The sequence below is a fragment of the Pseudomonas sp. Pse35 genome, assembly GCF_024519715.1.
Classification (GTDB): Bacteria; Pseudomonadota; Gammaproteobacteria; order Pseudomonadales; family Pseudomonadaceae; genus Aquipseudomonas; species Aquipseudomonas paracarnis.
The window spans coordinates 56,224-69,211 of record NZ_JALJRP010000031.1; the positions used below are offsets into that span (position 1 = coordinate 56,224).

General features: G+C 65.2%; 2 protein-coding genes. Both read left to right on the plus strand.

Annotation, left to right across the window (positions count from 1 at the left end; genetic code table 11):
• A partial coding sequence (locus tag OC445_RS21795; protein WP_262020353.1) for an AMP-binding protein occupies positions 1 to 1,170 on the plus strand: 1,170 nt, incomplete at its 5' end.
• Positions 1,167 to 12,494 carry a non-ribosomal peptide synthetase gene (locus tag OC445_RS21800; protein WP_262020354.1) on the plus strand — a complete coding sequence of 3,776 codons (11,328 nt, stop codon included), beginning with the start codon at positions 1,167 to 1,169 and terminating at the stop codon, positions 12,492 to 12,494. The genes OC445_RS21795 and OC445_RS21800, both read left to right, overlap by 4 nt.
• Positions 12,495 to 12,988 lie beyond the last annotated feature (494 nt).

Below are 12,988 nucleotides of genomic sequence, written 5' to 3' on the forward strand. Positions count from 1 at the left end.
TTGCAGAAAACCCCGTTCAGCTTCGACGTGTCGGTGTGGGAGTTCTTCTGGCCGCTGTTCACCGGCGCGCGTCTGGTGATGGCGCGCCCTGAAGGGCACAAGGACCCGGCGTACCTGTGCGAGGTGATCGCGGCGGAGCAGATCACGACCCTGCACTTTGTGCCGTCGATGCTCGATGTATTCCTGGCCCACGGCGATGTCAGCCAGGCGGCGGGGTTGGTGCGGGTGATGTGCAGCGGCGAGGCCTTGCCGGGCAGCCTGGTGCGGCGTTTCAAGCAGCAGTTGCCGGGGATTGGTTTGTACAACCTGTATGGCCCCACTGAAGCGGCGGTGGACGTGACGGCCTGGAACTGCGCACGCCCTGAGGTGCCGGACAATACCCCGATCGGCAAGCCGATTGCCAACACCCGCCTGTATGTACTCGATGAGCAGTTACAGCCGGTGCCGTTGGGCGTGGTTGGTGAGCTGTTCATCGCCGGCGTGCAAGTGGCGCGGGGTTACCTGAACCGCCCTGAGCTGACCGCCGAGCGCTTCCTCGACGACCCGTTCATCCCTGGGCGCATGTACCGCACCGGTGACCTGGGCCGCTACTTGCCCGACGGCACGCTCGAGTACCTGGGGCGCAACGACGATCAGGTGAAGATCCGTGGCCTGCGCATCGAACTGGGGGAAATCCAGGCGCGCCTGATCGAGCATCCGGCGGTCAAGGACGCCGTGGTCGTCGCCCGTGACCAGCGCCTGGTCGCGTATTACACCGGTGCGCCCACCGACATCGAAAGCCTGCGCGCCCAGCTGTTGCAGCACCTGCCTGACTTTATGGTGCCGGCACTGTTCATGCACCTGGACGCCTTGCCCCTGAGCCCCAACGGCAAGCTCGACCGCAAGGCCCTGCCTGCACCAGGTATGGACGCGTTGCAGGTACGTGAGTACGCGGCGCCCGAAGGCGACACCGAGATCCTCCTGGCCCAACTCTGGGCCGAGCTGCTCAAGGTGGAGCGGGTAGGGCGCCACGACAACTTCTTTGAACTGGGCGGGCACTCGCTGCTGGCCGTGAGCTTGATCGGGCGCCTGCGCCAGGAAGGCATGGAAGCCGATGTGCGGGGCTTGTTCGAACAACCGACCCTGGCCGGCTACGCCGCAATGACCGAACGAATGGAGATCGTCCTGTGAACATCCTCGAGCTGCTGGCAACCCTGAAAACCAAGGATGTGCAACTGGCGCTCAAGGGCGAGCAGTTGTCGGTGAACGGCAACAAGCAAGCCTTGAGCGACCCGGCGATATTGGCCGCCTTGCGTGAACACAAGCCGGCGCTGATCGAACTGATCAAGGCCGGTGAATACACCGCGACCAAGGCCGGTGAGGTGCAGGTACCGGCCAATGGCATCCCGGCCAATGCCGAGCGCATCACTCCCCAGATGCTGACCCTGTCGACCCTGAGCCAGGACGAGATCGAGCGCGTTGTCGCCACGGTGCAGGGCGGCGTGGCGAATATCCAGGACATTTACCCGCTGGCGCCGTTACAGGAAGGCATCCTGTTCCACCATGTCAGTGCCGAGCAGGGTGACCCCTATGTGATGCAGTCGCAGTTCGCCTTTGACAACCTTGCGCGTTTCGATGCGTTTGCCCAGGCGCTGCAACGGGTGATGGACCGTCACGACATCCTGCGTACCGGGGTGGTCTGGGATGGCCTGACGCAACCCTCGCAAGTGGTGTGGCGCCAGGCACGCCTGCCGGTGCAAGCCTTGATGCTGGACCCGGCCGATGGCGATATCGCCGCGCAACTGCATGACCTGTTTGATGCCCGCCACTATCGCCTCGACGTCACCCAGGCGCCGTTGCTGCGCCTGGTGCGCGCTGAAGACCCGGCCAACCAGCGCATCGTCGCCACCCTGTTGTTCCATCACATGGCGCTCGACCACAGCGCCCTGGACGTGGTGTGCCACGAAATGCAGGCGTGCCTGTTGGGCCAAGGCGCGACCCTGGGCCAGACCGTACCGTTTCGCAACTATGTGGCGCAGGCGCGGTTGGGGATCAGTGAGCAGGAGCACGAACGTTTCTTCCGGCAGATGCTCGGCGATATCAGCGAGCCCACCTTGCCGTTCGGTCTGCAGGACGTGCAAGGTGATGCGCGGGGTATCGCTGAAGTCAGCCTGCCATTGGCGCCGGCACTGGCCCAGCGCTTGCGCGGGCAGGCGCGCCAACTGGGCGTGAGCGCCGCCAGCCTGTTTCACCTGGGTTGGGCCCAGGTGCTGGGGGTGTTGGCCGGCAAAGCCCAGGTGGTGTTCGGCACCGTATTGATGGGGCGCATGCAGGGCAGCCATGACACAGACCGCGCCTTGGGCATTTTCATCAATACCTTGCCGTTTCGCGTGGACGTAGACGCCCAGGACGTACGCACCGCAGTCAAGGCCACCCACGCACGTCTGACCACCTTGCTGCGCCATGAGCACGCGGCGTTGGCCCTGGCCCAGCGTTGCAGTGGCGTGCTCGCGCCGACGCCGCTGTTCAGCGCGCTGCTCAACTATCGCCACAGCGCGCCCGCCGCCAGCGCCGAGGCGGTGTCGGCCTGGCACGGTATCACCGCACTGCGCGCCGAGGAGCGCACCAACTACCCGCTGACCCTGAGCGTGGACGACCTGGGTGAGGGCTTCGGCCTGAGTTTGCTGGCCAGCACCCTGGTTGACCCTCAGCGCGTCTGCGCCTACCTGCACACCGCGCTGGAAAACCTGGTGAGCGCACTGGAGCAGGCCCCCCATACCGCGCTTGATCAACTCTCGGTGGTGCCCGCCGCCGAACAGCGCTTGCTGCTGGAACAGTTCAACACCACCCAGACCGTTTTCCCCCAAGGCACCACCCTGCATGGCCGCGTCGAAGCCCAGGCCGCGCTCACGCCGCACGCCATTGCCGCTGTGCATCAGGGCCGGCAACTGACTTACGCCGAATTGAACCAGCAAGCCAACCTGCTGGCGCATCATCTGCTGGCGCTGGGGGTCAAGCCCGACGACCGCGTGGCCATTGTCGCGCGGCGCGGCCTCGACACCCTGGCCGGGTTGCTGGCGATTCTCAAGGCCGGCGCCGGTTATGTGCCGGTGGACCCGTCCCACCCGGCCGAGCGCCTCCACTATTTGCTCAGCGACAGCGCGCCGGTGGCGGTACTCACCCAGCATGCGTTGCTGACGCGCCTGCCGGTGCTGGAAGTGCCGGTGATCAACCTGGACCGCTTCACCTGGCAGCACCATTCGGCGAGCAACCCCACAATCGCCGTCGGCCCGACGAATCTCGCCTATGTGATCTACACCTCCGGCTCCACTGGCTTGCCCAAGGGGGTGATGGTGGAACACCACAGCGTCGCCAACCTGGTGGACTGGCATTGCAGCGCCTTCGACCTGCGCGCCGGGCGGCATACCGCCAGTGTTGCCGGCTTCGGCTTTGACGCGATGGCCTGGGAAGTGTGGCCGGCGCTGTGTGTGGGCGCCACCTTGCACCTGCCACCGGCCCATAAGGGCGGCGAAGATATCGACGCACTGCTGGCCTGGTGGTGCGCGCAGCCACTGGATGTGAGCTTTCTGCCGACGCCGGTGGCGGAATACGCCTTCAGTCAGAACATCGAGCACCCGACCTTGCGCACCTTGCTGGTCGGTGGCGACCGCCTGCGCCAGTTCGGGCGGGCACAGCGCTTTGAGCTGATCAACAACTACGGGCCCACCGAAGCCACGGTGGTGGCCACTTCCGGCAAGGTCGAGGCGGGCCAGCCGTTGCATATCGGCAAACCCATGGCCAATGCCAAGGTCTACGTGCTCGACCAACACCTGCGCCTAGTCCCGCTGGGGGTGGCGGGGGAGTTGTACGTGGGCGGCAAGGGCGTGGCACGCGGTTACCTCAACCGCCCGGAACTGACCGCCGAGCGTTTTGTGCGCGACCCGTTCACCGAAGGACGCATGTACCGCACCGGCGACCTGGTGCGCTGGCTGCCGGACGGCACACTCGATTACCTGGGGCGCAACGATGACCAGGTGAAAATCCGTGGCGTGCGCATCGAACTGGGCGAAATCGAAACCCAGCTCAACCAGTTGCCCGGGATTCTGGAAGCGGTGGCGGTGGTGCGTGAAGAACGGCTGGTGGCCTACTTCACCGAAAACCCACAACTGGACCCGCTGACGGTGGCCCAGATTCGCGCCCACCTGGTGGCGCATCTGCCGGACTACATGGTGCCCGTCGCGTTCATGAAACTCGACGCACTGCCACTGACGGCCAATGGCAAGCTTGACCGCAAGGCCCTGCCGGCGCCGGACATGGCCGCCGTCTTTACCCGCGAGTACGCCGCGCCCCTGGGCGAAATCGAAACCGTGCTGGCGCAGATCTGGGCCGATGTGTTGCAGGTGCAGCGCGTGGGGCGCTATGACCATTTCTTTGAGCTGGGTGGGCATTCGCTGTTGGCCATGCGCATGGTGTCCCAGGTGCGCCAGCGGCTGGGCGTCGAGTTGGCGCTGGGCGACCTGTTTGCCAACGCCGAACTGGCGGCGGTCGCCGAGGTACTGGCCCAGGCCGGTCGCAGCACCTTGCCGGATATCTTGCCGGCCAACCGTGATGAGGACGTGCCGCTGTCCTTCGCCCAGCAACGCCTGTGGTTCCTGGCCTTGATGGAAGGTGCCAACACCGCCTACAACATTCCCATCGGCTTGCGGTTGCGCGGGCAGTTGCATGTGCAAGCGTTGCAACGGGCCCTGGCGCGCATTGTGGGGCGGCATGAAACCCTGCGCAGCCGCTTCGCCCAGCAGGGTGACCAGGCCCAGGTGCTGGTCGTGCCGGCCGAAGAGGTATTGCCGCTGCAAGTGCAGGACCTGCGTCGCCATCCGCAGCCGCAACAGGCCCTGGACGCGCTGATTCACGGCGAAGCTTCGGCACCGTTCGACCTTGAGCGCGGCCCGTTGCTGCGCGGGCGCCTGGTGGTGATGGCCGATGATCACCATGTGCTGTTGCTGACCCTGCACCATATCGTCTCTGACGGCTGGTCCATGGGCGTGCTGACCCGCGAGCTGATGGCGCTGTACCAGGCTTTCAGCCACGGCCACGCCGACCCGCTGCCGCCCTTGCCGATCCAGTACGCCGACTTTGCCGTGTGGCAACGCCTGTGGCTGAGCGGCGAGGTGCTGCAGCGCCAAAGCAGCTACTGGCAACAGGCGTTGGCCGGTACGCCGGCGTTGCTGACCCTGCCCACCGACCGCCCGCGCCCGGCGCAGCAGGACTACGCTGGCAGCAGCGTCGAAGTGCGCCTGGATGAACGCCTCACCGCCGGGCTCAAGGCCTTGAGCCAACGCCATGGCACCACCTTGTACATGACCTTGATGAGCGCTTGGGCTTCGCTGTTGGCGCGCTTGTCCGGGCAGCCCGAGTTGGTGATCGGCACGCCGGTGGCCAACCGCATGCGCACCGAAGTCGAAGGGCTGATTGGCCTGTTCGTCAACACCCTGGCGCTGCGTATCGACACCTCGGGCGAGCTGAGCACCGAGGCGTTGATGGCGCGGGTCAAGGCGCTGACGCTGCAAGCCCAGGCCCATCAGGACTTGCCCTTCGAGCAGGTGGTGGAAATCACCCGGCCGCCGCGCAGCCTGGCCCACAGCCCGCTGTTTCAGACCCTGCTGAGCTGGCAGGACAGCAGCGCGCCGACCCTGGCCCTGGGCGACCTGGCCCTGGAGAGCATTGTCGAGAACAGCCATTTCGCCAAGTTCGACCTGTCGTTGAACCTGGGGGAAGTGCAGGGCAGCATCCTCGGTGCGCTGGAATATGCCGTGGTCCTGTTTGACGAATCGACGATGCAGCGTTACGTCGGCTATTTCACCCGCGTGTTGCAGGCCATGGTCGATAATGACCAGGCGGTGCTGGCGCAGGTGCCGCTGGTGGATGCGCGCGAGCGTCGGCAACTGCTGGTGGATTTCAACGCCACCGCCGTTGAGTACAACCTCGACCAGACCCTGCACGGCCTGTTTGAAGCCCAGGTACTGCGTACACCCCAGGCCATTGCCCTGAAGGCGGGCGCGCAGCAACTGAGCTATGCCGAACTGAACGCGCGCGCCAACCAGTTGGCCCATCACCTGCAAGCCCTGGGTGTGCAGCCCCAGGCGCGGGTGGCGATCTGCGTGGAGCGTGGCCTGGACATGGTCATCGGCCTGTACGCGATCCTCAAGGCCGGCGCCGCCTATGTGCCGCTGGACCCGGCCTACCCGTTGGAACGCATCGCCTACATGCTCCACGACAGCGCGCCGACGGTAGTGCTGGGCCAGTCCAGCACCCTCGGGTTGCTGGGCGAGGTGCCGGTGGTAAACCTGGATTCGCCCACCTGGCAGCATCAGCCCGCCCATAACCCGCAGGCGGCCAGCGTGGCGGCCTACGTGATCTACACCTCCGGTTCCACCGGCCAGCCCAAGGGTGTGATCAACGAACACCCTGGAGTGGTCAACCGCCTGCTGTGGATGCAAGACGAATACGCGTTGACCGCCAGCGATACGGTCTTGCAGAAAACCCCGTTCAGCTTCGACGTGTCGGTGTGGGAGTTCTTCTGGCCGCTGTTCACCGGCGCACGCCTGGTCATGGCTCGTCCTGGTGGGCATAAAGACCCTGACTACCTGTGCCAGGTGATCGAGGCCGAGGGGGTCACGACGCTGCATTTTGTGCCGTCGATGCTTGACGTGTTCCTGGCCCACGGCGATGTCAGCCAGGCCGCCGGGCTGGTGCGGGTGATGTGCAGTGGCGAAGCCCTGCCGGGCAGCCTGGTACGGCGCTTCAAACAGCAATTGCCGGGGGTTGGCTTGTACAACCTGTATGGCCCCACCGAAGCGGCGGTGGATGTCACCGCGTGGGACTGCGCAGGCGCCGTGGTGCCGGATAACACCCCCATCGGCAAGCCGATTGCCAATACGCGCCTGTATGTACTGGACGAGCAGTTGCAGCCGGTGCCGTTGGGGGTGGTCGGTGAATTGTTTATCGCCGGCGTGCAGGTGGCGCGGGGTTACCTCAACCGTCCTGAGCTGACCGCCGAACGCTTCCTCGACGACCCGTTTACCCCGGGGCGCATGTACCGTACCGGTGACGTGGGTCGCTACTTGCCCGACGGCACTCTCGAGTACCTGGGGCGCAATGATGACCAGGTGAAGATTCGTGGCCTGCGCATCGAACTGGGGGAAATCCAGGCGCGTCTGACCGAGCATCCAGCGGTGCAGGAAGCTGCCGTGATTGCCCGCGAGCAGCGCCTGATCGCCTATTACACCGGCGTGCCGAGCGACGTCGAAAGCCTGCGCGCCCACCTGCTGCAACACCTGCCGGAATTCATGCTGCCGACGAGCTTTATGCACCTTCAGGCGCTGCCGCTGAGCCCCAACGGCAAGCTCGACCGCAAGGCACTGCCGGCGCCGGGCCTGGACGCGTTGAGCGTGCGCGACTATGAAGCGCCGGTGGGTGATACGGAAATCACCCTGGCCGCACTGTGGGCCGAATTGCTCAGCGTGGAGCGCGTGGGTCGGCATGACAATTTCTTTGAATTGGGTGGCCACTCATTGCTGGCAGTCAGCCTGATCGGGCGCATGCGCCGCCTGGGCTTGTCGGCGGATGTGAAAGTGCTGTTCGGCCAACCGACCTTGTCCGCCCTGGCTGCGGCCTTGGGCGGTGGGCGTGAAGTGACGGTGCCGGCCAATCGCATTGCGGCCGATTGCACCCGGATTACGCCGGACATGCTTGCGCTGATCACCCTGGACCCCGCTGCCATCGAGCGCATCGTTGCCAGCATCCCCGGCGGTGCGGCGAATGTGCAGGATATTTACCCGCTGGCACCCTTGCAGGCCGGCATCCTGTATCAGCATCGCGCCGTGCAAGGTGACGATGCCTATGTGCTGCAGGCGCAGTTTGCCTTCGACAGCCGCCTGCGCCTGGACGCCTTTGCCCATGCCTTGCAGGCGGTGATCCAGCGCCATGACATCCTGCGTTCATCCTTCCACTGGGACGGGCTGGAGGAGCCGGTGCAGGTGGTATGGCGCACCGCCTCATTACGTGTTGAAAACGGCTCGGTGCCGCCACGCCTGGACCTCGCCCAGGCACCCTTGATGCGCCTGGTGTATGCCGAGGAGTCGCAGCGGGTGGTGGCGACGTTGCTGTTCCACCATCTGGTGATGGACCACATTGCGTTGGACATCCTGCAACACGAAATGCAGGCCTTCCTGTTGGGCACGCAAGACACCTTGGCCGCGCCCGTGCCGTACCGCAACTACGTGGCCCAGACTCGTCTGGGCGCTGAGGACCACGAGCCGTTTTTCCGCGAGATGCTCGCTGAGGTCGACGAACCCACCGACGTACCGCACCTGGGTGCCGATGAGCGCGTGAAGGTGAGTCTCGACCTGGGGTTGAGTCGGCGCCTGCGCAACCAGGCGCGTCAAGCGGGAGTCAGCGCCGCCAGCCTCATGCACCTGGCCTGGGCCCATGTGCTGGGCACGGTCTGCGCCCGTGAACAGGTGGTGTTCGGCACGGTGATGCTCGGTCGCCTGCAAGGCGGCGAAGGTGCCGAGCGCGCCATGGGGGTGTTTATCAATACCTTGCCGCTGCGAGTCGACCTGGGTGAACACTCGGTACTGACCGCGCTGCGTGCCACCCATGGGCGCCTGACCCAATTGCTCAGCCACGAACACGCGCCTTTGGCGCTGGCCCAGCGTTGCAGCGGCGTACCCATGGCCACGCCGTTGTTCAGCGTGCTGTTCAACTACCGCCACAGTGCGCCCCAGGCCGGGGGCGTGGCCGACGCGTGGCAGGGGATCGAGGTGCTCAAGACCGAGGAACACACCCACTACGGCGTGTCGATGAGCGTGGATGACCTGGGTGAAGGTTTCAGCCTCACGGCCATGGGGCAGGGAGCCCGACGCTTGGGCGACTACCTGCATAACGCCTTGATGCAGGTGGTGCAGGCACTGGAAGAGCGCAGCGACATCGCCCTCAGTGGTTTGCCGATCCTGCCCTTGGCTGAACGCCAGCAACTGCTTGAGGGCTTCAACGCTACGGCTCGTGCGTTCCCCCGTGAACACAGCGTGCAGCAGGTGTTCGAAGCCCAGGCGCAGGCGCGCCCCGACGCGCTGGCGGTGTTGCACGGCGAACAACGGATAAGCTATGGCGAACTCAACCGCCGCGCCAACCGCCTGGCCCATCACCTGCTCGGCCTGGGTGTGTGCCCCGGCGATAACGTGGCGATCCTGCTGCCACGCTCGGTGGCGTTGCTGGTCAGCCAACTGGCGATTCTCAAATGCGCCGCCGCCTATGTACCGTTGGACATCAGCGCGCCGGCCGAACGCCAGGGCTTCATGCTGCAAGACAGCGGCGCGGCCTGGCTGTTGACCGGTAGCGACTGCAGCGTGGAGAGCGCGGCGCAGCGCCTGGACCTGGACACCCTGGCCCTTGACTCACACCCCGACCACAATCCGGGCCTGCTGCAGTCCTCGCAGAGCGTGGCGTACATCATGTACACCTCCGGCTCCACCGGCATGCCCAAAGGCGTATTGGTGCCTCACCGTGGCATCACGCGCCTGGTGCTCAACAACGGCTACGCCGATTTCAGTCCCAATGACCGAGTGGCCTTCGCTTCGAACCCGGCCTTCGATGCCAGCACCATGGACGTCTGGGGGCCGTTGCTCAACGGCGGTCAGGTGCAGGTGATCGACCACGCCACCTTGCTCGACCCGCTGGCGTTCGGCGCGGCACTCAACGGCGTGACGGTGCTGTTCGTCACTACGGCGCTGTTCAACCAGTATGTGCAACTGATTCCCCAGGCCCTGGCCGGCTTGCGTATTTTGCTGTGCGGCGGCGAGCGTGCCGACCCGGCGGCGTTCCGCAACCTGCTGGGGCTGGCTCCGGGGCTGCGCCTGGTGCATTGCTACGGGCCGACCGAGACCACCACCTACGCCACCACTTTTGAAGTGCGCGCCATTGCCACTCAAGCCGACAGCGTGCCGGTAGGGCGACCCATTTCCAACACGCAGGTCTACGTGCTGGATGCGCAGTTGCACCTGCTGCCCCTGGGGGCGACCGGCGAAATCTGCATCGGCGGCGACGGTGTCGCCCAGGGCTACCTGAACCGCCCTGAGTTGACGGCGGAAAAATTCGTGCAGAACCCGTTCAATCCAGGCGCCTTGCTGTACCGCACCGGCGACCTCGGACGCTGGACCGCAGACGGACTGCTGGAGTGCATCGGGCGCAATGACGACCAAGTGAAGATCCGTGGCTTTCGCATTGAGCTGGGTGAGATCGAAGCACGCTTGGCGACATTCTCCGGAATCCGCGAGGGGGTGGTGCTGGCCCGCGAAGACGTGCCGGGGGACAAACGCCTGGTGGCCTATTTCACTTGGGCGGGCGAGCCGGTCGGCATCGAGCCGGTGCGTGCTTATCTGCAGGCGCACTTGCCGGCCTACATGGTGCCGTCGGCCTTTGTGATCCTTGAGCAACTGCCGTTGACGGCCAATGGCAAGGTCGATCGCAAAGCCTTGCCGGTACCGACGTGGGACGCTTCGGCCAGCGGCACATTTGAAGCACCGGTCGATGCACTGGAGCAGACCTTGGCCCAGCTGTGGGCCGAGGTGTTGAAGCTTGAGCAGGTGGGGCGCCATGACAGTTTCTTCGAACTGGGCGGGCATTCCTTGTTGGCAATTCGCCTGGTCAATCGGCTGGACGAGGTCGGGTTGCCGGTGTCGCTGGCCGAGCTGTTCGAGCATGCCAGCGTGGCCTCGGTCGCGGCGCTGCTGCGCCTGCGCGGTGACGACGTGCTACCTGAGACGGCGGTGATCACAGTGCGTAGCCGCGGGGCGCAGGCACCGTTATTCCTGGTGCACGAGTTCAGTGGCATGGACGTGTACTTCCCGGCGCTGGGCCAGCACCTGCCTGGCGATTACCCGATATATGGCCTGCCGGGCCTGGCCCTCGACGAGGCGCATCTGGACAGCATGGAAGGCCTGGCCGCGCGCATGGTCGGGCTGATTCGCCAGATCCAGCCCCACGGTCCTTACCGATTGGCGGGGTGGTCCTTTGGGGGTGTGCTGGCCTATGAAGTTGCCATGCAGTTGCTGGGGCAGGATGAGGCCGTGGCGTTTCTGGGCTTGATCGACAGCTACGTGCCGCGCATGACCGACCAGGGCAAGTCACGCTGGAGCGGGCCGGATGCCCTCAAGCGGCATTTGTTGTTGCAGTGCACGGCCTATTGGAAGGCACAGGGAGGTGTGGATGAGCTGGCGAACCTGGAACAACTGGAGGCAGGCCTTGGACAGCTGGACTTTGCGGCTCTGCTGCAACGCTGTCGCGATCAAGGTTTGCTATACGCGCAAATGGCAGCGGCGACGGACGCCGACCTGCTGAGCTTTTTGCAACGGGAAGTCGGGCATGGGCATGCCCTGGCCCACTACAGCCTGTTCCCGCTGCCGATTCCGGTGCACCTGTTCAGCGCCGAGCAGCGGCCCACCGAACTGTCGCGGCGCAGTGCCGCGCTGGGTTGGGACACCGCCCTGGCGCCTGGGCAACTGCGCCAGGTGCAGGTGCCGGGGGATCACCAGAGCATGATGCAGGCGCCGCATATCCAGAGCCTTGGCCAGGCCATGAGCCGAGCGCTGGCGGCGAGTACTCCGATGAGTTGCGCGGCGCACTCATCCTTGCTGCGTATCCAGAGCGGGCGCGCCGGTTATGCGCCGGTGTTCTGCGTGCCAGGCGCGGGAGACAGCGTCACCGGCTTTGTGGGTTTGAGCGAAGCGCTGGGGCGCGACTGGCCGCTGTATGGCTTGCAGCCGCGGGGGCTGGATGGCGAGGCGGTGCCCCATAGCCAGGTGGAAGCGGCGGCCCAGTGTTACCTGGCGGCGCTGGAACAGGAGTGCCCCGAAGGGCCAGTGCATCTGGTGGGGCATTCGTTCGGCGGCTGGGTGGCACTGGAAATGGCGCTGCGCTTGCAGGCAATGGGGCGTGAGGTGGGGTCGTTGACGGTGATCGACAGCGAGTCGCCGGGGCGTGCGGGCAAGGCATATACCTCGACGGCGGCGTTGTTGCGGTTGATCGAGGCGATGCAGTTGGCGGCTGGGAAGTCGCTCGGGATTGATCCTGTGGACTTTGCCGGGCGCGATGAAGTGGCGCAGCGACAAGCGTTGCATGGGGGGATGGTGAGCGTGGGGTTGTTGCCGGCGCGTGCGGCGCTGGAGGCGATGGATGGGCCGGCGCGCACTTACGCGGCGGCGTTGCGCACGGTGTATCAGCCGCAAGGGCGGTATGACGGGGTGGTGCGCCTGGTGTTGGCGCAGGACCCGGCGTTGGATTCGGCGGGGAACCAGCGTGAGCAGGGGGTGATGATCGAGGGGTGGCGAGGACAGGGCGGTGGGTTGGAAGTTTGGTATGGCGGGGGGAATCACTTTACGTTGCTCAAGGCGCAGAATGTTTTGGGGTTGGCCAGGTGGTGGTTGGAAGTTGTTGGGGTTGGGGAGGTGGTGTCTTGAGGGGTGTGCACCGATCCAGATATGGGAGCTGGCTTGCTTGCGATAGCGGTCTGTCTGCGTACATATCCATTCCTGCGGTAACGGCCACTTATGGTTCCGCTCTTACAGCGGGTCACTTTTGGAAAGGCCCAAAAGTAACCAAAAGGCCTTCGCCCCACCACTCGGCACCTCGCCCAGGCTCGGTGTGCCCGAACGCAGGCTTTGCAGCGTGGGCCGCCGCAATGGGCCATCCCTGGCCCAGTGCGGCTAACCCGGCGTCCTGCCGGGTTACCCACGCTGCAAAGCCCGCGTTCGGCCAGCGTGGTTTAACGGGGCGATTTCAAATCAAAAGCAGAGCGCGGCGGCCTTATAGCCGACCGGGTGGTAAGGGGGAACACGGTGAGACATGGGGGGGCAATCTTGCCCCCGGAAACCACGATGCGAAGCGAGCGGCTTTTGATCTTGATCTGCTTTTGATCTTAGGCGCCCCGTTAAACCACGCTGGCCGGAATTCG